The following is a 25,907-nucleotide window of genomic DNA, read 5'->3' on the forward strand; positions in this document are numbered from 1 at the left end:
TGAACATCGCAGGGAAACCAGGAAGCATGACCGTCAAGACATCATCAGCGCGGAAGAACGGTAGCGTGCGAAACAGCGCTGACGATGCGTCGGAACCCATCCCGCTGCGGTTTGGCGATGATCCCTATGTCTGGGCCTGCTGGCTCTATTATGAGGACGGCATGACGCAGGGCGACATTGCCGATACAATGGGGATTTCGCGGGCTACGGTGAACAGCTATCTCGCCGATGCGCGCGCCCGCGGAATCGTCAATATCTCCATCGAGCCGTCGCGCCTGAGTTCGCTGACGATTGCTCAGGAGTTGAAACGGCATTTCGGTTTGCAGGACTGTCTCGTCGTCCCGAGCGACGACAATACCCGTCCGCTCATCGACCGTCTCGGGCGCGCAGGCGCTCAGGCGCTGCAGAGGCTTTTGAAATCCGGTGATACGCTGGCCGTCGTCTGGGGCCGCACGGTCATGGCGGTCGGTGAACAGACCTCGATAAGCGGCCTGCAGGACGTCACGGTGGTTCAGGCAACCGGCGGAACCAGTGCGACATTCGCCTATACACCCGAACTTTGCGCGGCGGCCTTTGCCGATGCCGTGGACGCGCGGCTGATCAATATCGCAGCTCCGGCGATCGTATCCGCTCCTGATGTCCGCAATATCCTGTTGCGTGAGCCATTGATCGAAAGTCAGTTCGAGGCGCTTTCACACGCCAACAAGGTGATTTTCGGTATCGCCTCCATGCGCCCGAATTCGACCATCCATACCAGCGGATTCTTCGAGTCGGTATCGTTGCAGCAATATCTGGCGAAGGATGCCGCAGGCATCGTCGCCGGACGTTTCATCGACGGGCAGGGCCGCCCGGTCGCAGGCCCGCTGGATGACCGCACGGTCGGAATATCACTCGACATGCTGAAGATGATCGGTCTGCGGATCGCTGTCGCCGGCGGTTTCGACAAGGTGCCGGCAATCCTCGCAGCCCTTCGCGGCGGCTATGTCAACGTGCTGATCACCGATGCCGCGACGGGCCGCGGCATCCTGCATGCGGACGGTGTGACCGAGGTCGACCAGAAGCTTTTGCAGCGCCCAAGGGTCGAAATTGGTACGCCGCCAGCGACCGGTTTCCGCACTCACATCAAGAAATTTCTGAACAATCCTGACGAGGTCGTCGAGGAAATGCTCTATGGGGCAGTGAAGGCACATGCTGCCTATCTCGAGCCGGTCGACAATTCTCACCGCGCGCTCGTTGCCCGGACGGGACCGCGCGCCGGCAAGGTCGGTCTTGTGATCGGCGGCGGCACGGGACACGAGCCTGCGTTCTTCGGCTATGTCGGGAAGGGTCTTGCCGATGCCGTTGCTGTCGGCAATATCTTCTCCTCGCCGCCTCCCGGCCCGATCCTTCAATGTACCAGGGCGGCGTCCGGCGGAGAGGGTGTGCTTTTCGTCTACGGCAACTATGCCGGCGACGTCATGAATTTCGAGATGGCAGCCGAGATGGCGGCGGAGGAGAACATCGCGGTCCGCACGGTCGTGACCACGGACGACATCGCCTCATCGCCGCTGGAAGACAGGGAGGGCCGACGGGGCGTCGCCGGTAACTTTTTCATCTTCAAGGTCGCCGGAGCAGCCTGCGACCGCGGCCTGTCGCTTGCTGCCTGCGAAACGGCGACGCGCAAGGCCAACGCACGGACATTTACGATGGGCGTTGCATTGGAACCGTGCTCGCTTCCTCAGACCCGTCGCCACAACTTTGAAATTGGTCCCGACGACATCGAGATCGGCATGGGCATCCATGGTGAACCCGGCGTCATTCGCGAAAAGATGATGACTGCCGATGAAATCACCGATCGGGTGATGGATCGCATATTCGCGGAAATGAAGCCGGCATCGGGCGACCGCGTCGCAGTATTGGTCAATTCCTTCGGCGCAACGCCGCTGATGGAACTCTACATTCTCTTCCGGCGTGTCGAGCAGCGGCTGAGTGCGAAAGGCATCGCGATAGAGGCGAATTGGGTGGGACACTATTGCACCTCGCTCGACATGGTCGGTGCATCCATATCGATCTTGCATCTCGATCAGGAATTGACGGAATTGTTGCATCATCCTTGCGATACCGCGTTTCTGCGGGTCGCGAACTGAAGGTATAAGAGATGCGCCCGGCTGACACGGGCCGCATCCTGCTCGAACTGGGAGGATCATGATGTCGGAAAGCGCGGCGCGCCACCTTAGCAGGATGTTTCATCGCATCTCCGTTGCGATCGCAGCGGAGAAGGACCGCCTCTCGGATCTGGACGGCGCTATCGGCGACGCCGATCATGGAATCACCATGGTGCTCGGCTTCACGGCGGTGAACGGGGAACTCGCGAAACTCGACCTCGACCACATGCTTCCGTCGGAGGTGTTTACGTCGGCGGCGACGGCCTTTCTGAATGCCGTCGGTGCATCCACGGGACCGCTTTACGCCACGGCATTTCGCAGGGCCGCCCAGGTCCTGAAACAGGACGAACACCTTTCAACTGCCGATCAGGCGGCGATCGTCGAGGCGATGACGGCTGGCATCAGGGAGCGTGGAAAGGGCCAGCGCGGCGACAAGACGATGCTCGATGCCTGGATTCCCGCGACCGAAGCCGCCGTCACTGCACGGGCGCGGGCGGCCGGAAGCCTCGAAATGTGGACCAGCATACTGCAGGCCGCCGAAACCGGCGCGAATTCGACCCGTTCCATGGTTGCAACTCGGGGGAGGGCGGCTCGGCTCGGCGAGAGGTCGCTTGGACACATCGATCCAGGCGCGGCCTCGGCAGTCATCATCCTTCGCGCGATGAAGGAAACCTTCGCCGGCGACACTGTGAAAGAATAGGATCGGTGACAGAATTTGCATGCAGGATCATCTGCGCGGAGCAAATGCGTCTTCGTTCCCCGAGGCATGCTCAACTCGTGGCCTTTTCCGCGATGAGCCGCTGTCTTGAAATAGCGCTGCCGACAGATCGGCAATCTCGTCATGAACGGCCGCGCGCTCGATGCCGGGGGGATCGGTAAAGAGTTCTGCCGCAAAGGCGAGGCCGAGCGCCGTGCCCTCCGGCACAAAGACATAATGTCCAAGGCCGCCGCCGAAGATTTTAAGAGCGCTGCGCCGGAGCCGCGCATGTAGCCACGACGAACATTCTTCGGCCGGTGCCGCCCTGTCGGCATCACCGACCAGGATGAGGGCGGGCGCTTCGACAGCTTTCAGGCTTTCCTCGCTGAAACCGAGAACGGACCGGCCCGGCGCGCAAACGAGCGCGGCCTTGATTCTGTCGTCTCGGTAGGACTTCGACATGCGGGACCATGAATCGGAAAACACCTCGCTGGTGCGCAGCAATGCCGGAATATGATCGGCAAGGTCGGGAAACTCCCTGGGTCCGCGCGCGCCACTCGGCTTCATCCTGGACGGTTCGAACTGCGAGAACTGGGCGATAGCGCCAAGCAGCAGCATCACGCTATAGGCTCCGGCCGAAAATCCGGCCGCGAACACACGAGTTGTATCGATATGGCCCGAAAGATCACTCAGCCACGCATCGCTGTGGTCGAGCATGTAGCTTAGATCCGGCGCCCGCTCCCAAAGGCAGGCAAAGCCTTCAGCGCGATAGGGCTCGTTGCCGGTATTGCCATGGTGGTTGACGTCGAGCGCTGCAAATCCGCGATCGACCAGGCGTCGCGCCAGCCATTCCAGCCCGGCCGCGGATCCGCCTGTGCCATGCGACAATAGGACGAGCGGACAGGGCGCGGCCTCCCGCCGGATGGGTGCATCGCGGGCGACGGCCGCTTTCTGGAACCCGCTTCTTTCCGGTATTTCGCTTTCTCGCGCGTCATCGGCAGCGGGATACCAGAGGGACCAACTGATGGGTCTGGGGCCGGTTGCGTCCCAGTTCGACCTTTTCTCGTCGTAGAGGACGCCGTCGCGAAAGCCCAGTTTCATCTCTCGGATGCCTCTCTGAACAATTCCGCGCGGTTCAATTCGTCGCCTTCTCCACGGTGATGTCGCCGAATTCGTCGATCAGCACGGTCCAGCCATCCGGCTCCGCGGCAGGGTCGGTCTTCAGATAGACCGTAGCGAAGAGCCCCGGTTCCTTGATGATGCCGTTCGAATTCTCGGGGCGTATATCGGAAACGTAAGGTTTCAGGTCGCTGAACTCCTGCAGCTCGATGGTCGAGGCGATCGCCGGGCCGGTCTCGGTCTGGGCAATCTGCTGCAGATAGACCTTCGAAGTCCTGTCCGGCTGGCGGACGGCAAAGAGCTTGTAGTAGCCGTGGCGCTGAGCGGCCGTTCCTTCGGGGTCGGCAACGCTCTCGGCGCCTCTCGGCGCCCGCTCGACATCAGGTGCATTGCCGTCATCCTCCCAGTAGCCGGTGCTGGTCGCGAAAATCACTGATGCCGGCAGGATGGCATCCTGTGCCGGAGCGGCATCAGCCGCAATGCTCCATCCCGCAAGCAGGAGGCTCGTCATCAATACCCGTCGCATTGCCATCGTCTCAATCCTTGAACTGCTCGGCGAGAATACGGTCGGACCAAGAGCGGTCGGGATCAGAAAGGATGCGTGCCGTCATATGCTCCGACTGGGCGATGCGGACATGCAGCACCGATTTGACCTCGGTATTGTCGGCCACTGCGTTCACCGGCCGCTTCACCGGCTCGAGGACGTCGATATCGACGGTCACCTTGTTTGGAAGAAGTGCGCCCCTCCAGCGCCGTGGTCTAAACGCGCTGACCGGCGTCATGGCGAGCAGTGGCGCCTCGAGCGGCAGGATCGGGCCATGGGCGGAAAGATTATAGGCCGTCGATCCGGCAGGGGTCGCCACCATCAACCCGTCGCAGATCAGTTCCTCCAGGCGAACACGCCCGTCTACCGTGACCCTCAGATTCGCCGCCTGATAGGATTGGCGGAAAAGATAGACCTCGTTGATGGCGAGCGCCGTCGAGTTGGTCCCGTCGGCATTGGCCGTCGTCATTTGCAATGGCCGGAAGACGTTTTCGACGGCGTCGCAGATGCGCTCCTGAAGTCGTTCGCTACGATAGTCGTTCATCAGGAAGCCGACCGAGCCGCGATTCATGCCGTAGACCAGCTTGCCCGAGTTCATGGTGTTGTGCAGCGTCTGCAACATGAAACCGTCACCGCCGAGCGCGACGATGACGTCGGCTTCGTCAGCCGGTACGTCACCATAGACGCGAATCAACTCCTCGCGCGCGGCAAGCGCCTCCGTCGTTGGTGAGGCGAGAAAGGAAAGCGTCTGAAATGAACGGCCCATGCAATGCCCTTTATGATGCTGCCCTAGCTAAAGGATAAAGGCCTTGCGCGACAAGGACGTTTTCTATCGCGAAGCGTTTTGAGCTGCAGCAGACCTGTCCGCGCGGCCGCGGATTTTCCCTTTACAGAATCACAGAATCTGCTAGTTGGGGCAACTATCGCCCTTGTAGCTCAGTTGGTAGAGCACCTGATTTGTAATCAGGGGGTCGCGGGTTCGAACCCTGCCGGGGGCACCATTCTTTTCCGCGCGATACGGCCTGCCAACTCATAGCCTGGGTTCGACGCTGCTTCGCTCAATCTCGCACCGGCAGATCTTTTCAGATAGCACGCATCGCTTGATGAACCGCGCGTGAAGGGCTGCTTCAGCGCCAATTCAGGCGCGCCCGCATATCTTCGCCTCATCATCAATGAGGAAACAGCCATGAAGCTCGCTCATCTCTTTCTCGCCGCAACCATTTCCGTCGGTGCGGCTTTCGCGTCCGTCGCACCGGCCACCGCCATGCCGGCCGAGCGGCCGGCGGTGTCGACGCAGGGCGATGTCGTTCAAATCCGTGATGGCTGGCGAGGTGATCGCGACCGTGACGACCGTGGCTGGCGCGATGGGCGCGACTGGCGCCGCTCCGACTGGCGTGATGATCGCCGTCACTGGCGGCGGTGGCGCGCCGAGCGTTGGCAGGAACGCCGTGAGTGGCGTGATCGCGATCGCGGCATGCCGTTCTGGCTCTACCGCAGCTGACGATAACGGCCCGGATCATCCGGGCCGTTACTCATTGAGTGACGGGTTCGTTGACGCTCGCCTCGATCCTGCCGCCATTGCCGGCCTGTCCAGCGCCGGAGGGCGACATCATCGCGATGCTGAGCACGGAGGCGACCATGAAGGCGACGACGGCGATCATTATGCGCATAAGCGTTCAATCCTCGTTCGATTCCGGGATTAACGCATGATCGCCGTCCGCGTTCCTGCCAGTATTATTGTACCTGTCCCGGCGTCGCGGGGCCGGGCGCCGTCGGCGACAGAGGATCGGGCTGGTGGATGGGGTGTGACGTGTCCACCCAGATGATACTGATGATAATCACGACGAAGACCGCGATGAAGAGGATACCGAAAATCAGCGGTCGAATGGCCATGATAGGGATCGTTCCTTCTTGCTTCAGAGCCGGTTGCGGCAACCGATCATTGCCCGATCATAGTGCTCCGGGGCGTCATTCCAAGGCAAAAGTGGATTTTTCTGGCATCGGAGCCGACTGACTAGGGGTTAGCGGCGAACGAGTGAAAGCGGCTTGCCGCCTTCCTCCTTCGATTTGTCGAAATTGCCGTCAGCGCGCATGTCGAAGCCAAGCGACGAACCGTCAAGGCTCATCAGCGTCAGCCCGAAACCCTCAATATGCCAGACGGCGAGCTTCAGTCTGGCGACGTTGGCAGCGCAGTCCCCCGAAAGGGACAGCGGCGCGTTGCCCTCCGCATCGACACGGCCGTTGAGTGTCACGCCGCAAAGCCTTTCGCCGTTCGGTCTTTGCATCGTCCATATCCCGGCAAGGCTGGCAACGCTCGGCAGGTGATCGACGCCGTCAGGTGCGGCGATCAGCAACAACGGCGCACCATCCTCCGTCTTCATCGGCGAACCTTCGTTCTCGACGAAGCGAGCGAGCACCTTGCGCGTCGCATCGATCAGGATGACGCCGCCATTGCCGTCGAAATTCCAGGAATAGGCTTCGGCGAGTGCCGGCAGCGGCTTGATGCAGGAGGCCTGACCGGAGACCGAATAGCCGCCGATCGCTTCGCCGGTTTCCAGCGTCAACCGGCATCCGCTCGCACCGTCCTCCGGGGCAACGAGATAGGTTCCGGCCTGCGCTTTGAGAATATCGGGGTCGATACCCTGTCCATATGCCAGTCCACAGGCAAGCAGCACCGCTGCCGGAGCCATCAGTCTAGGGATGAAACGGACCATGACAATTACCCTTTGCCGCAGCCAGCCTATACCTTCAAGTGGAGCCGCGCCGCATAAAGCGCGATCGCCGCCGCATTCGAGACGTTGAGCGATTTGATCGCGCCTGGCATGTCGAGACGGGCAAGTGCGTTGACGGTTTCCCGCGTCTTTTGCCGAAGCCCCTTGCCCTCGGAGCCGAGCACCAGCGCCACTTTCTCGCCGGAGAAGGTGCCTTCGAGCGGCGCTGGCCCTTCCGAATCGAGGCCGATGGTGGAGAAACCGAGCTTGTGTAATTCGCCGAGCGCATCGGCGAGATTGGTAACTTGTATATAAGGTATCAGTTCCAGCGCGCCCGAGGCGGACTTGGCGAGCACGCCCGATTCGGTCGGGCTGTGTCGCTGCGTGGTAATGACCGCACCCGCGTTGAAGGCGACCGCCGAGCGCATGATCGCGCCGACATTGTGCGGATCGGTCACCTGGTCGAGGACGAGCAGGAGAGGGCTGTCCTTCAGCGCTTCGAGCCGGCGTACCGGAAGTGGCCGTGTTTCCAACATCACGCCCTGATGGATCGCCTCCGGGCCGAGCACCTTGTCGATCTCCTGCGGCGAAACGATCTCGAAGGGAATGCCGAGCGCCTCGACGTCGACTTCGAGCCGCGCGAGCGCGTTCTGCGTTACGAACAGCTTGATCTTCTTGCGCTCGGGATTGTCGAGCGCCGCGCGCACCGTATGCAGGCCATAGAGATGCACCTGGTCGGGCGCAAGCGCCGGCGGCTTCCAGTCCTCACCGCCGCGCTTTCGCTTCTGCGGTTGAGGTGTCGGAATCTCCCCGCGTTCGCGCTTGGCGTCGCGGTGGGCGCGCCGCAGAGTGGCGTAATGCGTATCCTTGGCGGATGGGTCTGTAGCGGTCTTGCCGCCGGATTTGTCGTCTTTGCTCATGCAGCTTTATAGCCATGGCGCTCGCTGCCGCATAGGCTTTCTTTCATATGCCGGCTTTCGGTGGTGAATGAAATTTTTCGTGTTTTTTCCGTTGTCATCGTGTTGACAGACTGGAATGCTCCGGTCATATACGCGGCGCAGACGACGGGCCGCAACGCTTCGAAGTCTGACGAACTTGGTCTTGCGATCCGGACGAAAAAACTGGAGAGATGCCCGAGTGGTTAAAGGGGACGGACTGTAAATCCGTTGGCTCAGCCTACGTTGGTTCAAATCCAACTCTCTCCACCATTCGTCATCGGATCGGACCACCCGCGCGGGTATAGCTCAATGGTAGAGCAGCAGCCTTCCAAGCTGAATACGCGGGTTCGATTCCCGCTACCCGCTCCAGTTTCCGCTACGCCACTTCATACGACCGCTGCAGCGATCGTCCCGAGATATCTCCGGCGCTGGCGGAGAAGCTGACGATTGCGGTTATCGGCTGGCAGGGAAGGGCGCTCGACGCCGAACGTCTATGGCGCGTCTCAGGCGGTCGATGCGATTTTCTCTAAGATTTCAGCGATTTTCGAGGGGGCTTTGGCGAATCGCCTTGCAGGCGGCGAATTGTCTCCCATATGCGCTGTCAGGCCAAGTTTGGCGTCTGCAATTAAGTCTTGCGCAATGTCGCCGAAAGCCTTAAACGGCGGCACTAAACCGGTTCGCCGGGGCCACCATTTTCGTTCACAGGAAGCATTCAAATGGGAAAGAGTAAGTTTGAGCGCAACAAGCCGCACGTCAACATTGGCACGATTGGCCACGTTGACCACGGTAAGACGTCTCTGACGGCAGCGATCACGAAGTACTTCGGTGAGTACAAGGCGTACGACCAGATCGACGCGGCTCCGGAAGAAAAGGCGCGTGGCATCACGATTTCGACGGCGCACGTTGAATACGAGACGCCGGCCCGCCACTACGCCCACGTCGACTGCCCCGGCCACGCCGACTACGTCAAGAACATGATCACCGGTGCTGCCCAGATGGACGGCGCGATCCTGGTGTGCTCGGCCGCGGACGGCCCGATGCCGCAGACGCGCGAACACATCCTGCTGGCTCGCCAGGTCGGTGTTCCGGCAATCGTGGTGTTCCTGAACAAGGTCGACCAGGTTGATGACGCCGAGCTTCTCGAACTGGTCGAGCTCGAAGTTCGCGAACTGCTGTCGTCCTACGACTTCCCGGGCGACGAAATCCCGATCGTCAAGGGTTCGGCGCTTGCTGCTCTTGAAGATTCCGACAAGAAGATCGGCGAAGACGCGATCCGCGAGCTGATGGCTGCTGTCGACGCCTACATCCCGACGCCTGAGCGTCCGATCAACCTGCCGTTCTTGCTGCCGATCGAAGACGTGTTCTCGATCTCTGGCCGCGGCACGGTTGTGACCGGCCGCGTCGAGCGTGGCATTGTCAAGGTTGGCGAAGAAGTCGAGATCGTCGGCATCCGCCCGACGACGAAGACGACGGTGACCGGCGTTGAAATGTTCCGCAAGCTGCTCGATCAGGGCCAGGCTGGCGACAACATCGGTGCGCTGATCCGCGGCGTCACCCGTGACGGCGTTGAGCGTGGCCAGATTCTGTGCAAGCCGGGTTCGGTCAAGCCGCACAAGAAGTTCATGGCAGAAGCCTACATCCTGACGAAGGAAGAGGGTGGCCGTCATACGCCGTTCTTCACCAACTACCGTCCGCAGTTCTACTTCCGCACGACCGACGTGACGGGCATTGTGACGCTGCCGGAAGGCACGGAGATGGTGATGCCGGGCGACAACGTCACGGTATCGGTCGAGCTGATCGTTCCGATCGCGATGGAAGAAAAGCTGCGCTTCGCTATCCGCGAAGGCGGCCGCACCGTCGGCGCCGGTATCGTCGCGAGCATCGTCGAGTAACTTTCGAGTTATCCGCAATTATGAAGACCCCGCTGGAAACAGCGGGGTTTTTCATTTTGATGGCTTCCTGTAGGTTTAACAGGTGTTGTAAAAATATCGTTAAATTGGCCTGTCACAGTATTTTGTTCATCTCACGTTCAGAAACCGGTTTGTGATTGGACCATTGTAGTCCAGACTCCTTCTTGCAAAGAGGAGAGCCCGGATGATTCCAAAGGCCACATTCGCTGCGACGATATTCGCGATGTATGTTTTCACGATGTTTTTCATCGCTGCAATTCCGCAAGAAGTTGTTCAGTCTGCCGGAGTGCAGATTGGCGAGGTAAGTGTCGTCAAGTGACGACCTTTGCCGAGCATCGCAGGGTTCTGCGATGATCGGAAATGATCGGCCAGGTGCTCCCGGATAGGATGCTCCTGGCGACGCGGGGGTGAACCCTTGCATGACGCTCGCTTGCTCTTCGCGCGGAAGCGTCTATCTATGCCTCCGATTTCATGACGGGGAGGATATTCCATGAAGAGACGTATTCTGTTCACGGGCGGTTCGGGCAAGGCAGGCCGCCATGCTGTGCCGTGGCTCGTCAGTGCCGGCTACGAGGTTCACAACCTCGATCTCGTTCCGCTGGATAGCCCCGGCGTCACCAATCTCATCGCCGACATCACCGATAGCGGTCAGGTGTTCAACGCGCTTTCGATGCATCGCGATTTTCCCGATCTCGATGCGGGCAGGGGCGTGCAGCCCTTCGACGCCGTCGTGCATTTCGCCGCCATCCCGCGCATCCTGATCAAGCCCGATAACGAAACCTTCCGCATCAACACGATGGGCACCTATAATGTCATCGAGGCGGCGGTGAAGCTCGGCATCAGGAAGATTATCGTCGCATCGAGCGAGACGACTTATGGAGTCTGCTTTGCCGAAGGCCATCGCGATTTCCACCAGTTCCCGCTGGAGGAGGATTACGACGTCAATCCGATGGATTCCTACGGCCTTTCGAAGGTGGTCAACGAAAAGACGGCGCGCGCCTTTGCCGAACGTTCGGGCTTCGACATCTATGCGCTGCGCATCGGCAACGTCATCGAGCCTGACGAATACGAGAAGTTCCCGACCTATTTCGCCCATCCCGAGATGCGCAAGCGCATCGCCTGGAGCTATATCGACGCCCGCGACCTCGGGCAGATCTGCCATCTCTGCATCGAGAAGGACGGTCTCGGCTACCAGGTCTTCAATGCCGCCAACGACACCGTCTCGGCCAAAACGCCATCGATGGAGCTTGCGAAGCGATTCTTTCCGAACGTGCCCTTCACCCGCGAGATCGGCGAATATGAGGGCCTGCTCTCCAACCGCAAGATCCGCGAGGTGCTGGGCTTTAAGGAGGAGCACGATTGGCGCAAGTACGTGAAGGTCTGAACGGATCGTGGTTATGCGATTGAATTGAAAGGCCGATCGTTCGCATATCAGGAGAATGGCTTTGAAAATCGAAAATCGTGCTTGCCAATCCCGTGTCGTCGTCTTAAAGGGAGCGCCATGCTTTTCAGCAGCGATTTGCGGGCCTTGGCTCAGGCGCTGAATGATCGGCATGAAGGGGTATAGCTCAGTTGGTAGAGCGGCGGTCTCCAAAACCGCAGGTCGTAGGTTCGAGCCCTACTGCCCCTGCCATTTTCCTGGATGCGGGACAGCGCGCACAAGCTCGCGGCATTTCCGGCCGGGGATTGATTGGTGGTAAGTAATTTCGTTAAACTTCGGTTTCCCTCTTGTGTATTCGGAAATCGGTGTTTATTTAGGGTTCAACAGACACGCGGTGCGTGGGGCTGATAGTTTCAGCTTTACGCGCCGTAATTGCGTGGGCAGTCGATGGCATCCAAATCCAATCCGTTTGCGTTTCTGCAGCAGGTTCGCTCCGAGACGTCCAAAGTTACATGGCCGTCGCGCCGCGAGACCATGATCTCGACGGTCATGGTGCTGGTGATGGTGGTTTTCGCCGCGCTGTTTTTCTTTGCCGCTGACCAGCTGATCGGCTGGGCTCTGAGCTTCGTGCTGAATACCGGCAACTGATACGGGTGGAGATAAAAATGGCGGCACGTTGGTACATCGTCCACGCGTATTCCAATTTTGAAAAGAAGGTGGCTGAAGACATCGAGAACAAGGCTCGCCAGAAGGGGCTTGAGCACCTGTTCGAGAAGATCCTCGTGCCGACTGAAAAGGTGGTGGAAGTGCGTCGCGGCCGCAAGGTCGATTCCGAGCGCAAGTTTTTCCCGGGCTATGTCATGGTTCGTGCCAATCTGACGGACGAAGCCTATCACCTGATCAAGAATACGCCGAAGGTCACAGGTTTCCTCGGCTCCGACAATAAGCCCGTTCCGATTCCGGATTATGAAGCCGAGCGCATTCTCGGCCAGGTCCAGGAAGGTGTCGAGCGGCCGAAGGCCTCCATTACCTTCGAGATCGGCGAGCAGGTCCGCGTTTCCGACGGCCCGTTCGCTTCGTTCAACGGCACGGTTCAGGATGTGGACGAAGAACGTTCGCGCCTGAAGGTGGAAGTGTCGATCTTCGGCCGCGCAACGCCGGTCGAGCTGGAATACGCTCAGGTCGAGAAGGTCTGATTGGAGAAACTGGAGGCTGGCCCTTGTGGCCTGTTTCCTGCGGACCTTGTCCGCACCCGCGTGGAAGGTGAGGGGTCTTAGCCGGACCTTAAGGATCCGCACCACGCAACCGCAGCCGCCGGAGAGATCCGGCATCACGGGCCGGGCAACCGGCCGTTCATGAAAGGCAGAGAGATATGGCTAAGAAAGTTGCAGGCCAGCTCAAGCTTCAGGTCAAGGCAGGATCGGCAAACCCGTCCCCGCCGATTGGTCCGGCGCTTGGTCAGCGTGGCATTAACATCATGGAATTCTGCAAGGCGTTCAATGCCGCCACGCAGGAAATGGAAAAGGGCATGCCGATCCCGGTCGTCATCACCTATTACCAGGACAAGTCCTTCACCTTCGCGATGAAGCAGCCGCCGGTCAGCTACTGGCTGAAGAAGGAAGCGAAGATCACATCCGGTTCCAAGACGCCCGGCAAGGGCGCTAAGGCCGGCTCCCTCACCAAGGCTCAGATCAAGTCGATCGCAGAAGCCAAGATGAAGGATCTGAACGCAGCGGATATCGAAGGTGCAATGGCGATGATCGAGGGCTCCGCCCGCGCCATGGGCCTGGAAGTGGTGGGTTAAGATCATGGCTGGTAAGCGCACGCAGAAGATCAACGAAGGTGTTGATCCCACCAAGCTCTACGCTCTGACCCTGGCCATCGGCATGGTCAAGGAACGGGCTGTCGCCAAGTTCGACGAAACCATCGAAGTCTCGATGAACCTCGGCGTCGACCCGCGCCATGCGGACCAGATGGTCCGCGGCGTCGTCAACCTGCCGAACGGCACGGGCCGTACGGTTCGTGTTGCCGTCTTCGCTCGTGGCGCCAAGGCTGACGAAGCCAAGGCCGCTGGTGCCGATATCGTCGGTGCCGAAGAGCTCGTCGAAATCGTCCAGGGCGGCAAGATCGAATTCGATCGCTGCATTGCCACCCCCGACATGATGCCGCTCGTCGGCCGTCTCGGTAAGGTTCTCGGCCCCCGCGGCATGATGCCGAACCCGAAGGTCGGCACCGTTACGATGGATGTCGCCGGAGCTGTCAAGGCTTCCAAGGGCGGCGCTGTCGAGTTCCGCGTCGAGAAGGCTGGCATCGTTCATGCCGGTATCGGCAAGGCCTCTTTCGAAGCCAAGGCCCTGGAAGAAAACATCCGCGCCTTTGCTGACGCCGTCATCAAGGCGAAGCCGGCTGGCGCCAAGGGTAACTACGTCAAGCGCGTGGCGATTTCCTCGACCATGGGTCCGGGCGTCAAGATCGAGCCCGGCTCGGTCACCGGAGCGCCGACCGCATAAGTTTATGCCGGGCTTTAAGTCCGGTGACTGAATTTCCGGCCTCGCAAGGGGCCGGAATATTCCGGAGAAATCCGGAATCCTGTCCGAGATTGCAGGTGGTTTTCCCTTAATCACTGTGCCTGCATGAGACGGGTAAGACCCGAATTGCATGAAGTTCGCTTCTAGGAACTCGGTTCGAGCCTTGGATGCCTTGTGCCTCTTTAGCCTTGATTGGCGCGAGAGCGCGGGGGGACAGGATCCTCAAGCGTCGCTTGGGATCTCGCATGATCCCAGGAGGCAAAAGGCAACCGGCGGGCCCATTTTCGGTCCCGCCAACTGGAGATAGGCAGTGGAAAGAGCGGAAAAACGCGAATTCGTCACGGAACTGAACGAAGTCTTCAAGGCTTCGGGCTCAGTTGTCGTGGCCCACTATGCTGGTGCCACAGTCGCGCAGATGAACGATTTTCGTTCGAAGATGCGCGCAGCTGGCGGCACCGTCAAAGTCGCGAAGAACCGCCTGGCCAAGATTGCCCTTCAGGGTACGGAAGCGGAAGGGATGTCCAATCTCTTCAAGGGTCAGACGCTGATTGCATACAGCACCGATCCGATCACCGCTCCGAAGGTCGTCATGGATTTCGCCAAGACCAATGACAAGATCATTGTTCTGGGCGGCGCCATGGGAACAACCACGCTCAACGCCGATGCAGTCAAGTCGCTTGCGACCCTGCCTTCGCTCGATGAGTTGCGTGCGAAGCTGCTGGGCATGATCCAGACACCGGCTACCCGCATCGCTGGGGTTGTTGCAGCACCGGCAAGCCAGCTTGCCCGCGTGTTTGCGGCCTACGCCAAGAAGGACGAAGCCGCGTAAGGCGGTTTTTCGCTGTTTATAATCAACCGGTTCGAACCGAACAAAAGGAACTAGTAAAATGGCTGATCTCGCAAAGATCGTTGACGACCTCTCCTCGCTGACCGTTCTGGAAGCTGCAGAACTGTCGAAGCTTCTCGAAGAAAAGTGGGGCGTTTCCGCTGCTGCTCCGGTAGCTGTTGCTGCCGTCGGTGGCGGTGCTGCTGCTGCTGTCGTTGAAGAAGAAAAGACCGAATTCGACGTCATCCTCGTCGAAGCTGGTGCCAACAAGATCAACGTCATCAAGGAAGTCCGCGCCATCACCGGTCTCGGCCTCAAGGAAGCCAAGGACCTCGTCGAAGCTGCTCCGAAGGCTGTCAAGGAAGGCGTCAACAAGGCTGAAGCCGCTGACATCAAGAAGAAGCTTGAAGACGCTGGCGCCAAGGCCGACGTCAAGTAATCCTAAACTGCTTTTGGGAGGCAGTATTTCTACTGCCTCCCATTTGCCGTTTTTCTGAACGAATTACCCAAAAGCCGCGTCGAAACGGCTTTTGGGTAATGGGTTCTTCAAAAGGATGGTCTCCCACCGAGGGCAGCACAGCAATCCGAGCTGAGCGTTTTCCGGGGTCGGACGAGATTGAACTACTCATTGATTGACGGGATCGACTGGCCATCGGTTCCCGTCCGTTGCAGGCCCGGGTGCAAGATTTTGAAGGAGCGACGATGGCTCAGACCCTTTCGTTCAACGGTCGCAGGCGCGTACGCAAGTTTTTTGGTAAGATCCCCGAAGTCGCAGAAATGCCGAACCTCATCGAGGTTCAGAAGGCGTCCTACGACCAGTTTCTGATGGTTGAAGAGCCGAAGGGCGGCCGGCCCGATGAGGGTCTTCAGGCCGTCTTCAAGTCGGTTTTCCCGATCACCGATTTCTCCGGCGCATCGATGCTGGAATTCGTGTCCTACGAGTTCGAACTGCCGAAGTTCGACGTTGACGAATGCCGTCAGCGCGACCTGACCTATGCGGCGCCGCTGAAGGTGACGCTGCGCCTCATCGTGTTCGATATCGACGAGGATACCGGCGCGAAGTCGATCAAGGACATCAAGGAACAGTCCGTCTACATGGGCGACATGCCGCTCATGACCAACAACGGCACGTTCATCGTCAACGGCACCGAGCGCGTCATCGTCTCTCAGATGCACCGTTCGCCGGGCGTCTTCTTCGACCACGACAAGGGCAAGAGCCATTCGTCCGGCAAGCTGCTCTTTGCTGCGCGCGTCATCCCCTATCGCGGTTCCTGGCTCGATATCGAATTCGACGCCAAGGACATCGTCTACGCCCGTATCGACCGCCGCCGCAAGATCCCTGTGACGTCGCTGCTGATGGCGCTCGGCATGGACGGCGAGGAAATCCTCGACACCTTCTACACGAAGTCGCTCTACAAGCGCGACGGCGAAGGCTGGCGCATTCCCTTCAAGCCGGAAACGTTGAAGGGTGCCAAGGCGATCACCGAGATGGTCGACGCCGATACCGGCGAAGTCGTCGTGGAAGCCGGCAAGAAGCTGACCCCGCGCCTGCTGCGCCAGCTCTCCGACAAGGGCCTGAAGGCACTCAAGGCCGCCGACGACGATCTTTACGGCAACTACCTTGCCGGCGACATTGTCAACTACTCGACGGGTGAGATCTACCTCGAGGCCGGCGACGAAATCGACGAGAAGACGCTTGGCATCATCCTGGCGAACGGCTTCGACGAGATCCCGGTTCTCGGCATCGACCACATCAATGTCGGCGCCTATATCCGCAACACGCTGACAGCCGACAAGAACGAGAACCGTCAGGACGCTCTGTTCGACATTTACCGTGTCATGCGTCCGGGTGAACCGCCGACCATGGAATCGGCCGAAGCCATGTTCAACTCGCTGTTCTTCGATGCGGAGCGTTACGACCTCTCCGCCGTCGGCCGCGTCAAGATGAACATGCGCCTCGACCTGACCGTCGAAGACACGGTCCGCATCCTTCGCAAGGACGACATCCTGGCCGTGGTCAGGATGCTGGTCGAACTGCGCGATGGCAAGGGCGAGATCGACGACATCGACAACCTCGGCAACCGCCGCGTCCGTTCGGTCGGCGAGCTGATGGAAAACCAGTACCGTCTCGGCCTGCTGCGCATGGAGCGCGCGATCAAGGAACGTATGTCCTCGATCGAGATCGACACGGTCATGCCGCAGGATCTGATCAACGCCAAGCCGGCAGCCGCCGCCGTTCGCGAATTCTTCGGTTCCTCGCAGCTCTCGCAGTTCATGGACCAGGTCAACCCGCTCTCGGAAATCACCCACAAGCGCCGTCTTTCGGCTCTTGGCCCGGGCGGTCTGACCCGTGAGCGCGCCGGCTTCGAAGTCCGCGACGTGCATCCGACCCACTATGGCCGCATTTGCCCGATCGAAACGCCGGAAGGCCCGAACATCGGTCTCATCAACTCGCTTGCGACCTTTGCCCGCGTCAACAAGTACGGCTTCATCGAAAGCCCGTACCGCCGCATCGTCGACGGCAAGGTGACGAGCGACGTGCTCTACCTCTCCGCCATGGAAGAGGCGAAGTACTACGTCGCCCAGGCCAACGCCGAGATGAACGCTGACGGTTCCTTCGTCGACGAATTCGTCGTCTGCCGTCATGCCGGTGAAGTTATGCTCGCCCCGCGCGACAGCATGAACTTGATGGACGTCTCGCCGAAGCAGGTCGTTTCGGTCGCAGCCGCGCTCATCCCGTTCCTGGAAAACGACGACGCCAACCGCGCGCTCATGGGCTCGAACATGCAGCGTCAGGCAGTGCCGCTGCTGCGTGCCGAAGCTCCGTTCGTCGGGACCGGCATGGAGCCGGTCGTTGCCCGTGACTCTGGCGCCGCCATCGGCGCCCGCCGCGGCGGCGTGGTCGACCAGGTCGACGCGACGCGTATCGTTATCCGCGCCACGGAAGACCTCGAAGCCGGCAAGTCCGGCGTCGATATCTACCGCCTGCAGAAGTTCCAGCGTTCGAACCAGAACACCTGCGTCAACCAGCGCCCGCTGGTCACCGTCGGTGACGAGGTCAACCGCGGCGACATCCTCGCCGACGGCCCGTCGACCGATCTCGGCGACCTGGCGCTCGGCCGCAACGCACTCGTCGCGTTCATGCCCTGGAACGGCTACAACTACGAAGACTCGATCCTGCTCTCCGAGCGTATCGTTGCCGACGACGTGTTCACCTCCATCCACATCGAGGAATTCGAAGTGATGGCGCGCGACACCAAGCTTGGTCCTGAGGAAATCACCCGCGATATTCCGAACGTTTCGGAAGAAGCGCTGAAGAACCTCGACGAAGCCGGCATCGTCTATATCGGCGCCGAAGTTCAGCCGGGCGATATCCTCGTCGGCAAGATCACGCCGAAGGGCGAAAGCCCGATGACGCCGGAAGAAAAGCTTCTGCGCGCCATCTTCGGCGAAAAGGCCTCCGACGTGCGCGACACCTCCATGCGCATGCCGCCCGGCACCTACGGCACGATCGTCGAAGTCCGCGTCTTCAACCGCCACGGCGTTGAAAAAGACGAGCGCGCGATGGCGATCGAGCGCGAAGAGATCGAGCGTCTGGCAAAGGACCGCGACGACGAGCAGGCGATCCTCGACCGTAACGTCTACGGCCGTCTGATCGAGATGCTGCGCGGCCAGGCCTCTATTGCCGGCCCGAAGGGCTTCAAGAAGGGAGCCGAGCTTTCGAACGCCGTCGTCTCCGAATATCCCCGCTCGCAGTGGTGGATGTTCGCGGTCGAAGACGAAAAGGTCCAGAGCGAGCTCGAAGCGCTGCGTGGTCAGTACGACGAATCCAAGTCGCGCCTCGAACAGCGCTTCATGGACAAGGTCGAAAAGGTCCAGCGCGGCGATGAAATGCCTCCTGGCGTCATGAAGATGGTCAAGGTCTTCGTCGCCGTAAAGCGCAAGATCCAGCCCGGCGACAAGATGGCCGGCCGTCACGGGAACAAGGGCGTCGTCTCGCGCATTGTGCCGGTGGAGGACATGCCGTTCCTCGAAGACGGTACGCATGTCGACGTCGTTCTGAACCCGCTCGGCGTGCCTTCGCGCATGAACGTCGGTCAGATCCTGGAAACCCATCTGGGTTGGGCTTGTGCCGGCATGGGTCGCCAGATCGGCGAACTGATCGAAGCATACAAGGCCAATGGCAACATTGAGCCGCTGCGCAAGACCATCGGCGATGTCGTCGGAGACGGCCCCAAGGCCGAACAGGTCCACGAGTTCGACGATGACTCGGTTCTGCGTCTCGCCGACCAGTGGAAGCGCGGCGTTTCGATTGCAACGCCTGTTTTCGACGGCGCGAACGAAGCCGACGTCAACGACATGCTGCGTCTGGCAGGTCTCAAGGATAGCGGTCAGTCGACGCTCTATGACGGCCGTACCGGTGAGCAGTTCGACCGCCAGGTGACCGTGGGCTATATCTACATGCTGAAGCTCAACCACTTGGTCGACGACAAGATCCATGCTCGTTCGATCGGTCCTTACTCGCTCGTGACCCAGCAGCCGCTGGGCGGCAAGGCGCAGTTCGGCGGCCAGCGCTTCGGCGAAATGGAAGTCTGGGCGCTCGAAGCATACGGCGCGGCCTACACGCTGCAGGAAATGCTGACGGTGAAGTCGGACGACGTCGCCGGCCGCACCAAGGTCTATGAAGCCATCGTTCGCGGAGACGACACGTTCGAAGCCGGTATTCCGGAAAGCTTCAACGTTCTCGTCAAGGAAATGCGCTCACTGGGCCTCAGCGTCGAGCTCGAGAACACCAAGCTTGACGAGGCGCAGGCAGCTCAGCTGCCCGACGCGGCCGAGTAAGCACTTGATAGGGCGTGCGCTGCCAATGCGGCGCACGCCGGTCCCACCGGGCGCCGTATCTATGTCGGCCCGGAAGGGAAGTTTCGCCGCATCCAGCGGTTATTCTCGTTTAAGCGAGGGAGGCGGCTCCCGGGAATTGCCGCCGACCATCGCATTTTGAGGGCGCTTTAGCCCATGAAGGAGACAGGCATGAACCAAGAGGTCATGAATCTTTTCAATCCGCAGGTGCCTGCACAGAATTTCGATTCTATTCGGATTTCGATCGCGTCTCCGGAGAAGATCCTCTCCTGGTCTTACGGTGAGATCAAGAAGCCGGAAACCATCAACTACCGTACGTTCAAGCCGGAACGTGACGGTCTGTTCTGCGCGCGCATCTTCGGGCCGATCAAGGACTACGAATGCCTGTGCGGCAAGTACAAGCGCATGAAGTACAAGGGCATCATCTGCGAAAAGTGCGGCGTCGAAGTCACGCTGTCGCGCGTTCGCCGTGAGCGCATGGGCCATATCGAGCTCGCCGCTCCCGTTGCCCACATCTGGTTCCTGAAGTCGCTGCCATCGCGCATTTCGACGCTGCTCGACATGACGCTGAAGGATGTCGAGCGCGTCCTCTACTTCGAAAACTACATCGTCACCGAGCCGGGCCTGACCGCCCTGAAGGAGCACCAGCTCCTCTCGGAAGAAGAGTACATGCTCGCTGTCGACGAATACGGCGAAGACCAGTTCACCGCGATGATCGGCGCCGAGGCGATCTACGAGATGCTGGCCTCGATGAATCTCGAAAAGATCGCTGGCGACCTGCGTGCCGAGCTTGCCGACACCACGTCGGATCTCAAGCAGAAGAAGCTGATGAAGCGCCTGAAGATCGTCGAGAACTTCATGGAGTCGGGCAACCGTCCGGAATGGATGATCATGAAGGTCGTTCCGGTCATCCCGCCGGACCTGCGTCCGCTGGTTCCGCTCGACGGCGGCCGTTTCGCGACGTCGGATCTGAACGATCTCTACCGCCGTGTCATCAACCGTAACAACCGTCTGAAGCGCCTGATCGAGCTTCGTGCGCCGGGCATCATCATCCGCAACGAAAAGCGCATGCTGCAGGAATCCGTTGACGCGCTGTTCGACAACGGCCGTCGCGGCCGTGTCATCACCGGCGCCAACAAGCGTCCGCTGAAGTCGCTCTCCGACATGCTGAAGGGAAAGCAGGGCCGCTTCCGCCAGAACCTGCTCGGCAAGCGCGTCGACTATTCCGGCCGCTCGGTCATCGTCACCGGTCCGGAACTGAAGCTGCACCAGTGCGGCCTGCCGAAGAAGATGGCGCTCGAGCTCTTCAAGCCGTTCATCTATGCCCGCCTCGACGCCAAGGGTTACTCCTCGACCGTCAAGCAGGCCAAGAAGCTGGTCGAAAAGGAAAAGCCGGAAGTCTGGGATATCCTCGACGAGGTCATCCGCGAGCATCCGGTTCTCTTGAACCGCGCACCGACGCTGCACCGCCTGGGCATCCAGGCCTTCGAACCTATCCTGGTTGAAGGCAAGGCGATCCAGCTGCATCCGCTCGTCTGCACGGCCTTCAACGCCGACTTCGACGGCGACCAGATGGCCGTTCACGTGCCGCTGTCGCTCGAAGCCCAGCTCGAAGCCCGCGTGCTGATGATGTCGACCAACAACATCCTGCACCCGGCCAACGGCGCACCGATCATCGTTCCTTCGCAGGACATGGTTCTCGGCCTCTACTATCTGTCGATTCTCAACCAGAACGAGCCGGGCGAAGGCATGGCCTTCTCCGATCTCGGCGAGCTGCATCACGCCCTCGAAAGCAAGGTCGTCACGCTGCACACCAAGATCCGCGGCCGCTTCAAGTCGATCGACGAGGATGGCAAGCCTTACTCGAAGATCTATGAGACGACGCCTGGCCGTCTGCTCATCGGTGAACTGTTGCCGAAGAACGGCAAGGTGCCCTTCGATATCTGCAACCAGGAAATGACCAAGAAGAACATCTCGAAGATGATCGACACGGTCTACCGCCACTGCGGCCAGAAGGACACGGTCATCTTCTGCGACCGCATCATGCAGCTCGGCTTTTCCCATGCCTGCCGCGCCGGCATCTCGTTCGGCAAGGACGACATGGTCATTCCGGATGCCAAGGCCAAGATCGTTGCCGACACCGAAAACCTGGTGAAGGAATACGAGCAGCAGTACAATGACGGCCTCATCACCCAGGGCGAGAAGTACAACAAGGTTGTCGACGCCTGGGGCAAGGCGACCGAAAAGGTTGCCGAAGAGATGATGGCCCGCATTAAGGCGGTCGAATTCGACGAGAAGACCGGTCGCCAGAAGCCGATGAACTCGATCTACATGATGAGCCACTCCGGTGCCCGCGGTTCTCCGAACCAGATGCGCCAGCTGGGCGGCATGCGTGGCCTCATGGCCAAGCCGTCGGGCGAAATCATCGAGACGCCGATCATCTCGAACTTCAAGGAAGGCCTGACCGTCAACGAGTACTTCAACTCGACTCACGGCGCCCGTAAGGGTCTGGCAGACACCGCCCTGAAGACCGCCAACTCCGGCTACCTGACCCGCCGTCTCGTCGACGTCGCGCAGGATTGCATCGTCACGCACGTCGATTGCGGAACGCAGACGGGCCTCACCATGACCGCCATCGTCGATGCCGGCCAGGTGGTTGCCTCGATCGGCGCCCGTATCCTCGGCCGCACGGCGCTCGACGACATCGATCATCCGGTCACGGGTGAGCGCATCGTCGATGCCGGCAGGATGATCCTCGAGCCTGATGTCGTCGAAATCGAGAAGGCCGGCATCCAGTCGATCCGCATCCGTTCGGCACTGACCTGCGAAATCCAGACGGGCGTCTGCTCGGTCTGCTACGGTCGCGACCTTGCACGCGGTACGCCGGTCAATATGGGCGAAGCCGTCGGCGTCATCGCCGCTCAGTCGATCGGCGAGCCGGGCACCCAGCTCACCATGCGTACCTTCCACCTTGGCGGTACGGCAACCGTGGTCGACCAGTCGTTCCTCGAAGCCTCGTACGAAGGTACGGTGCAGATCAAGAACCGCAACATCCTGCGCAACTCCGATGGCAACCTCGTTGCCATGGGCCGCAACATGACCGTCCAGATCTTGGACGAACGTGGTGTCGAGCGGTCGTCGCAGCGTGTGGCCTACGGTTCGAAGCTGCATGTCGACGAAGGCGACAAGGTCAAGCGCGGCCAGCGTCTGGCAGAGTGGGACCCCTACACCCGTCCAATGATGACGGAAGTGGCCGGTACCGTTCAGTTTGAAGATCTGGTCGACGGTCTCTCCGTTCTGGAAGCGACCGACGAATCGACCGGCATCACCAAGCGTCAGGTTATCGACTGGCGTTCGACCCCGCGCGGCTCGGACCTCAAGCCGGCGATCGTCATCAAGGATGCCAGCGGCAATATCGCGAAGCTGTCCCGTGGTGGTGACGCCCGCTTCTTCCTCTCGGTCGATGCGATCCTGTCGGTCGAGCCGGGCACGAAGGTCTCCCAGGGTGACGTTCTTGCCCGTTCGCCGCTCGAAAGCGCCAAGACCAAGGACATCACCGGCGGTCTGCCGCGTGTTGCCGAGCTGTTCGAAGCCCGCCGTCCGAAGGACCACGCCATCATCGCAGAGATCGATGGTACGATCCGCCTCGGCCGCGACTACAAGAACAAGCGTCGCGTCATCATCGAGCCGGCGGAAGACGGTGTCGAGCCTGTCGAATACCTGATCCCGAAGGGCAAGCCCTTCCACCTTCAGGAAGGCGACTATATCGAAAAGGGTGACTACATCCTCGACGGTAACCCGGCTCCGCACGACATCCTGGCGATCAAGGGCGTGGAGGCTCTGGCCTCCTACCTCGTCAACGAGATCCAGGAAGTCTACCGCCTCCAGGGCGTCGTCATCAACGACAAGCACATCGAGGTGATTGTCCGTCAGATGCTGCAGAAGGTGGAAATCACCGATGCAGGCGACTCGACCTATATCGTCGGCGACAATGTCGACCGGATCGAGCTCGAAGACGTCAACGATCATCTGATCGAACAGGGCAAGAAGCCAGCCTACGGCGATCCGGTTCTTCTCGGCATCACCAAGGCATCGCTGCAGACCCCGTCCTTCATCTCGGCCGCGTCCTTCCAGGAAACGACCAAGGTGCTGACGGAAGCTGCGATCGCCGGCAAGACAGACGGCCTGCAGGGTCTGAAGGAAAACGTCATCGTTGGCCGCCTCATCCCGGCCGGTACCGGCGGCACCATGACCCAGATCCGCCGCATCGCCACGTCGCGCGACGAGATGATCCTCGAAGAGCGCCGCAAGGGCACGGGTGCTGCCGTTGCCACGCCGATGCTGCAGGACATGGCCGAAAAGGCTCCGGCTGCGGAATAATCCGCGGCTGAAGTCGACGAATTGAAAAACCGCCCGGAGCGATCCGGGCGGTTTTTGTTTTATCGGCTCTGATTGGTCTGGCGGGGAGGGAGGCGCTGTGTCCGCTTATGCTGCTTGACAGCGTCAGCGGCGGCCCCCTTCAGTTGAACCGGATGATCGCGACTTCGCCTTCGACGGCGCCCTGGTAGGCAGATGCGTGCGGCTCTTCGGCCGGGACCTCGGTCAGCATGCCGATCTGGTCGAGATCGGCCTCGATGAAGCCTTCCTCGGCAAGGGCGTTCAAGGCCTCGCGGACAGCAGTGTCGTCGTCAGGCGCCTTCAGCATGATGTGCAGGTCGATGCCTTCGCTGGCGTCGGACTCGTAGCCCTTGCCGATGATGATGAAGATCATCGGGCCGTCGAAATTATTGTCGTTATCAGGTGTCGTGATCATCGCCTGTCCTTCGGCTCTTTGACGATTCGGTCGCTCGAATCCTGCTGTGAGGGCCGAACGCCGCAATTGCTGATTCCTTAACTGCTTTTGCTGCAATGCCCAAGTTTTTATCTTGGTGCACAGCCGTGAATTCGTCTAGAAGGATGAAACAGGGCGTTCGTCCGGCATATCAAGGCGATACGGCGAGTTTATTTCTTAACCGGCCTTGACGAGACGGGTGGAAACCAGTAGTACCCCGGCCATCAGATCCCATGTGAGGCTTGGCTGTTCGGGGCGACTCGCCCTGAAGTTCACCTCAAACAAGGTTCTAAACGCACGTTGAAGTCATGATGCTGCACGCACGACGCATATTTTATGCGTCCTCTGCTCCTTGTGGTCCATCTGCGGAAGCGGATCGGGCCATATTTTGCGCATTGACGGAAAGCGTACGTCACTGCCGGAGACGGCGCGAGTTCAAGCCCGCAAGGGTACTGAGATAAAACGTAAGGGATGGTTGAATGCCTACCGTAAACCAGCTGATCCGCAAGCCTCGCCAGGCGAACGTAAAGCGTAACAAGGTTCCCGCACTCCAGGAGAACCCGCAGAAGCGCGGCGTTTGCACGCGCGTCTACACGACGACGCCGAAGAAGCCGAACTCGGCTCTGCGTAAGGTCGCAAAGATCCGCCTGACCAACGGCTTCGAAGTCATTGGTTACATTCCCGGCGAAGGTCACAACCTTCAGGAACACTCCGTCGTCATGATCCGTGGCGGCCGCGTCAAGGACCTTCCGGGTGTCCGTTATCACATCATCCGCGGCGTTCTCGATACCCAGGGTGTCAAGAACCGCAAGCAGCGTCGCTCCAAGTACGGCGCGAAGCGTCCGAAGTAATTCGGTTTTTGAATAATCCGGCGCTGCGCGAGGTCCTCCGCGTCATGAAGCGCCTTAACGGTTGAAGAGACAAAATATGTCCAGACGTCATAAAGCAGAAAAGCGCGAGATCAATCCGGACCCGAAGTTCGGCGATCTCGTCGTCACCAAGTTCATGAATGCCATCATGCTCGACGGCAAGAAGTCCGTTGCTGAAAACATCGTCTACGGTGCGTTCGACGTAGTTCACGGCAAGTCCAAGCAGGAGCCGCTCACGGTTTTCCATTCTGCGCTTGAGAACATTGCCCCGCACGTTGAAGTCCGCTCGCGTCGTGTCGGTGGTGCGACCTATCAGGTCCCCGTCGATGTTCGTCCGGAGCGCCGCCAGGCTCTTGCTATTCGCTGGCTGATCGCTGCTGCCCGCAAGCGCAATGAAACGACTATGGTTGACCGCCTTTCCGGCGAACTGCTCGATGCGTCCAACAACCGCGGCTCCGCCGTCAAGAAGCGCGAAGACACGCACAAGATGGCTGACGCCAACCGCGCGTTCTCGCACTATCGCTGGTAATTCCGAACGGTATCGAAAGG

Annotated in this window: 24 protein-coding genes and 4 tRNA genes; 20 read left to right on the forward strand and 8 right to left on the reverse strand. The window is 60.0% G+C overall.

The window, feature by feature from the left end:
• Positions 1 to 26: 26 nt before the first annotated feature.
• Entirely contained in the window at positions 27 to 2,126 is a 2,100-nt protein-coding gene (locus tag J3P73_RS09795; RefSeq protein WP_130691010.1) for a bifunctional sugar-binding transcriptional regulator/dihydroxyacetone kinase subunit DhaK, read from the forward strand.
• Positions 2,127 to 2,187: 61 nt separating this feature from the next.
• Entirely contained in the window at positions 2,188 to 2,844 is a 657-nt protein-coding gene (dhaL, locus tag J3P73_RS09800; RefSeq protein ID WP_018069510.1) for a dihydroxyacetone kinase subunit DhaL, read from the forward strand.
• A gap of 27 nt (positions 2,845 to 2,871) precedes the next feature.
• Here the strand turns inward: dhaL and J3P73_RS09805 are convergent, their stop codons facing one another.
• The 3 genes from J3P73_RS09805 to J3P73_RS09815 are packed head-to-tail and all read right to left on the reverse strand — an operon-like array spanning position 2,872 to position 5,270.
• Entirely contained in the window at positions 2,872 to 3,942 is a 1,071-nt protein-coding gene (locus J3P73_RS09805; RefSeq protein ID WP_130691008.1) for an alpha/beta hydrolase family protein, read from the reverse strand.
• 34 nt (positions 3,943 to 3,976) lie between these two features.
• A complete protein-coding gene (locus tag J3P73_RS09810) occupies positions 3,977 to 4,492 on the reverse strand; it encodes a hypothetical protein (protein ID WP_130691006.1) in 516 nt (171 codons plus the stop codon).
• 4 nt (positions 4,493 to 4,496) lie between these two features.
• On the reverse strand, positions 4,497 to 5,270 hold the full coding sequence (locus tag J3P73_RS09815; protein ID WP_018069513.1) for an NAD kinase: 774 nt from the start codon (positions 5,268 to 5,270) through the stop codon (positions 4,497 to 4,499).
• A gap of 159 nt (positions 5,271 to 5,429) precedes the next feature.
• Between J3P73_RS09815 and J3P73_RS09820 the strand changes: the two genes are divergently transcribed.
• Positions 5,430 to 5,505 (forward strand) — tRNA-Thr (locus tag J3P73_RS09820).
• Between the two features lie 113 nt (positions 5,506 to 5,618).
• The gene (locus J3P73_RS09825; protein ID WP_197726824.1) at positions 5,619 to 6,005 is read left to right on the forward strand and encodes a hypothetical protein; all 387 of its coding nucleotides are present in this window, start codon (positions 5,619 to 5,621) and stop codon (positions 6,003 to 6,005) included.
• A gap of 31 nt (positions 6,006 to 6,036) precedes the next feature.
• On the opposite strand, the gene J3P73_RS09830 is transcribed toward J3P73_RS09825, so the two are convergent.
• The 4 genes from J3P73_RS09830 to rlmB form a co-directional block, all read right to left on the reverse strand.
• Entirely contained in the window at positions 6,037 to 6,174 is a 138-nt protein-coding gene (locus tag J3P73_RS09830; RefSeq protein WP_165410025.1) for a hypothetical protein, read from the reverse strand.
• Between the two features lie 64 nt (positions 6,175 to 6,238).
• Entirely contained in the window at positions 6,239 to 6,397 is a 159-nt protein-coding gene (locus J3P73_RS09835) for a hypothetical protein (protein ID WP_003558513.1), read from the reverse strand.
• A gap of 128 nt (positions 6,398 to 6,525) precedes the next feature.
• Complete coding sequence (locus tag J3P73_RS09840) at positions 6,526 to 7,218, reverse strand: AprI/Inh family metalloprotease inhibitor (protein WP_130655206.1); 693 nt, start codon at positions 7,216 to 7,218, stop codon at positions 6,526 to 6,528.
• Between the two features lie 26 nt (positions 7,219 to 7,244).
• On the reverse strand, positions 7,245 to 8,135 hold the full coding sequence (gene rlmB / locus J3P73_RS09845; protein ID WP_130688130.1) for a 23S rRNA (guanosine(2251)-2'-O)-methyltransferase RlmB: 891 nt from the start codon (positions 8,133 to 8,135) through the stop codon (positions 7,245 to 7,247).
• A 203-nt stretch (positions 8,136 to 8,338) separates the two neighbouring features.
• Between rlmB and J3P73_RS09850 the strand changes: the two genes are divergently transcribed.
• The 14 genes from J3P73_RS09850 to rpoC all read left to right on the forward strand — a co-directional run bounded on the left by J3P73_RS09850 (position 8,339) and on the right by rpoC (position 24,038).
• Positions 8,339 to 8,423 (forward strand) — tRNA-Tyr (locus tag J3P73_RS09850).
• A gap of 25 nt (positions 8,424 to 8,448) precedes the next feature.
• Positions 8,449 to 8,522: transfer RNA gene (locus tag J3P73_RS09855), tRNA-Gly, on the forward strand.
• Positions 8,523 to 8,869: 347 nt separating this feature from the next.
• The gene (gene tuf / locus J3P73_RS09860; protein ID WP_017963897.1) at positions 8,870 to 10,045 is read left to right on the forward strand and encodes an elongation factor Tu; all 1,176 of its coding nucleotides are present in this window, start codon (positions 8,870 to 8,872) and stop codon (positions 10,043 to 10,045) included.
• Between the two features lie 202 nt (positions 10,046 to 10,247).
• On the forward strand, positions 10,248 to 10,382 hold the full coding sequence (locus J3P73_RS38070; RefSeq protein ID WP_018068027.1) for a hypothetical protein: 135 nt from the start codon (positions 10,248 to 10,250) through the stop codon (positions 10,380 to 10,382).
• Positions 10,383 to 10,553: 171 nt separating this feature from the next.
• A complete protein-coding gene (locus J3P73_RS09865; RefSeq protein WP_130655208.1) occupies positions 10,554 to 11,447 on the forward strand; it encodes an NAD-dependent epimerase/dehydratase family protein in 894 nt (297 codons plus the stop codon).
• A gap of 173 nt (positions 11,448 to 11,620) precedes the next feature.
• Positions 11,621 to 11,696: transfer RNA gene (locus J3P73_RS09870), tRNA-Trp, on the forward strand.
• Positions 11,697 to 11,891: 195 nt separating this feature from the next.
• Positions 11,892 to 12,092, forward strand: a complete 201-nt coding sequence (gene secE, locus J3P73_RS09875) for a preprotein translocase subunit SecE (RefSeq protein WP_003547514.1) — start codon at positions 11,892 to 11,894, stop codon at positions 12,090 to 12,092.
• Between the two features lie 17 nt (positions 12,093 to 12,109).
• Positions 12,110 to 12,640 carry a transcription termination/antitermination protein NusG gene (gene nusG / locus J3P73_RS09880; protein WP_003547516.1) on the forward strand — a complete coding sequence of 177 codons (531 nt, stop codon included), beginning with the start codon at positions 12,110 to 12,112 and terminating at the stop codon, positions 12,638 to 12,640.
• A 176-nt stretch (positions 12,641 to 12,816) separates the two neighbouring features.
• Entirely contained in the window at positions 12,817 to 13,248 is a 432-nt protein-coding gene (gene rplK, locus J3P73_RS09885; RefSeq protein WP_003547518.1) for a 50S ribosomal protein L11, read from the forward strand.
• Positions 13,249 to 13,252: 4 nt separating this feature from the next.
• Positions 13,253 to 13,954, forward strand: a complete 702-nt coding sequence (gene rplA, locus J3P73_RS09890; protein ID WP_018068029.1) for a 50S ribosomal protein L1 — start codon at positions 13,253 to 13,255, stop codon at positions 13,952 to 13,954.
• A 328-nt stretch (positions 13,955 to 14,282) separates the two neighbouring features.
• The gene (gene rplJ, locus J3P73_RS09895) at positions 14,283 to 14,801 is read left to right on the forward strand and encodes a 50S ribosomal protein L10 (protein ID WP_003547522.1); all 519 of its coding nucleotides are present in this window, start codon (positions 14,283 to 14,285) and stop codon (positions 14,799 to 14,801) included.
• A 58-nt stretch (positions 14,802 to 14,859) separates the two neighbouring features.
• On the forward strand, positions 14,860 to 15,237 hold the full coding sequence (gene rplL, locus J3P73_RS09900) for a 50S ribosomal protein L7/L12 (RefSeq protein WP_018486177.1): 378 nt from the start codon (positions 14,860 to 14,862) through the stop codon (positions 15,235 to 15,237).
• 263 nt (positions 15,238 to 15,500) lie between these two features.
• Positions 15,501 to 19,640 (forward strand): DNA-directed RNA polymerase subunit beta, encoded by a 4,140-nt coding sequence (gene rpoB / locus J3P73_RS09905; RefSeq protein ID WP_018068030.1) that lies wholly within the window; start codon positions 15,501 to 15,503, stop codon positions 19,638 to 19,640.
• 189 nt (positions 19,641 to 19,829) lie between these two features.
• Complete coding sequence (gene rpoC, locus J3P73_RS09910; RefSeq protein WP_018068031.1) at positions 19,830 to 24,038, forward strand: DNA-directed RNA polymerase subunit beta'; 4,209 nt, start codon at positions 19,830 to 19,832, stop codon at positions 24,036 to 24,038.
• Between the two features lie 139 nt (positions 24,039 to 24,177).
• Here rpoC and J3P73_RS09915 read toward each other — a convergent pair whose 3' ends face one another.
• The gene (locus J3P73_RS09915; protein WP_003547528.1) at positions 24,178 to 24,471 is read right to left on the reverse strand and encodes a hypothetical protein; all 294 of its coding nucleotides are present in this window, start codon (positions 24,469 to 24,471) and stop codon (positions 24,178 to 24,180) included.
• Between the two features lie 497 nt (positions 24,472 to 24,968).
• On the opposite strand from J3P73_RS09915, the gene rpsL reads away from it, so the two are divergent.
• Positions 24,969 to 25,340, forward strand: a complete 372-nt coding sequence (rpsL, locus tag J3P73_RS09920) for a 30S ribosomal protein S12 (RefSeq protein ID WP_003547537.1) — start codon at positions 24,969 to 24,971, stop codon at positions 25,338 to 25,340.
• Positions 25,341 to 25,416: 76 nt separating this feature from the next.
• Entirely contained in the window at positions 25,417 to 25,887 is a 471-nt protein-coding gene (gene rpsG, locus J3P73_RS09925) for a 30S ribosomal protein S7 (RefSeq protein WP_003547538.1), read from the forward strand.
• Positions 25,888 to 25,907 lie beyond the last annotated feature (20 nt).

This window comes from Rhizobium ruizarguesonis (genome assembly GCF_017357285.1).
Lineage (GTDB): Bacteria > Pseudomonadota > Alphaproteobacteria > Rhizobiales > Rhizobiaceae > Rhizobium > Rhizobium ruizarguesonis.

Bases quoted from the DNA above. Each gene is read 5' to 3' on its own strand.
- J3P73_RS09830 (WP_165410025.1), bottom strand. From the start codon at position 6,174: ATGCGCATAATGATCGCCGTCGTCGCCTTCATGGTCGCCTCCGTGCTC.
- rpsL (WP_003547537.1), top strand. From the start codon at position 24,969: ATGCCTACCGTAAACCAGCTGATCCGCAAGCCTCGCCAGGCGAACGTA.
- J3P73_RS09915 (WP_003547528.1), bottom strand. From the start codon at position 24,471: ATGATCACGACACCTGATAACGACAATAATTTCGACGGCCCGATGATC.
- J3P73_RS09810 (WP_130691006.1), bottom strand. From the start codon at position 4,492: ATGGCAATGCGACGGGTATTGATGACGAGCCTCCTGCTTGCGGGATGG.
- J3P73_RS09835 (WP_003558513.1), bottom strand. From the start codon at position 6,397: ATGGCCATTCGACCGCTGATTTTCGGTATCCTCTTCATCGCGGTCTTC.
- rlmB (WP_130688130.1), bottom strand. From the start codon at position 8,135: ATGAGCAAAGACGACAAATCCGGCGGCAAGACCGCTACAGACCCATCC.
- J3P73_RS09805 (WP_130691008.1), bottom strand. From the start codon at position 3,942: ATGAAACTGGGCTTTCGCGACGGCGTCCTCTACGACGAGAAAAGGTCG.
- nusG (WP_003547516.1), top strand. From the start codon at position 12,110: ATGGCGGCACGTTGGTACATCGTCCACGCGTATTCCAATTTTGAAAAG.
- J3P73_RS09795 (WP_130691010.1), top strand. From the start codon at position 27: ATGACCGTCAAGACATCATCAGCGCGGAAGAACGGTAGCGTGCGAAAC.
- tuf (WP_017963897.1), top strand. From the start codon at position 8,870: ATGGGAAAGAGTAAGTTTGAGCGCAACAAGCCGCACGTCAACATTGGC.
- rplA (WP_018068029.1), top strand. From the start codon at position 13,253: ATGGCTGGTAAGCGCACGCAGAAGATCAACGAAGGTGTTGATCCCACC.
- rplL (WP_018486177.1), top strand. From the start codon at position 14,860: ATGGCTGATCTCGCAAAGATCGTTGACGACCTCTCCTCGCTGACCGTT.
- rpsG (WP_003547538.1), top strand. From the start codon at position 25,417: ATGTCCAGACGTCATAAAGCAGAAAAGCGCGAGATCAATCCGGACCCG.
- rpoB (WP_018068030.1), top strand. From the start codon at position 15,501: ATGGCTCAGACCCTTTCGTTCAACGGTCGCAGGCGCGTACGCAAGTTT.
- dhaL (WP_018069510.1), top strand. From the start codon at position 2,188: ATGTCGGAAAGCGCGGCGCGCCACCTTAGCAGGATGTTTCATCGCATC.
- J3P73_RS09840 (WP_130655206.1), bottom strand. From the start codon at position 7,218: ATGGTCCGTTTCATCCCTAGACTGATGGCTCCGGCAGCGGTGCTGCTT.
- secE (WP_003547514.1), top strand. From the start codon at position 11,892: ATGGCATCCAAATCCAATCCGTTTGCGTTTCTGCAGCAGGTTCGCTCC.
- rpoC (WP_018068031.1), top strand. From the start codon at position 19,830: ATGAACCAAGAGGTCATGAATCTTTTCAATCCGCAGGTGCCTGCACAG.
- rplK (WP_003547518.1), top strand. From the start codon at position 12,817: ATGGCTAAGAAAGTTGCAGGCCAGCTCAAGCTTCAGGTCAAGGCAGGA.
- J3P73_RS09815 (WP_018069513.1), bottom strand. From the start codon at position 5,270: ATGGGCCGTTCATTTCAGACGCTTTCCTTTCTCGCCTCACCAACGACG.
- J3P73_RS09865 (WP_130655208.1), top strand. From the start codon at position 10,554: ATGAAGAGACGTATTCTGTTCACGGGCGGTTCGGGCAAGGCAGGCCGC.
- J3P73_RS38070 (WP_018068027.1), top strand. From the start codon at position 10,248: ATGATTCCAAAGGCCACATTCGCTGCGACGATATTCGCGATGTATGTT.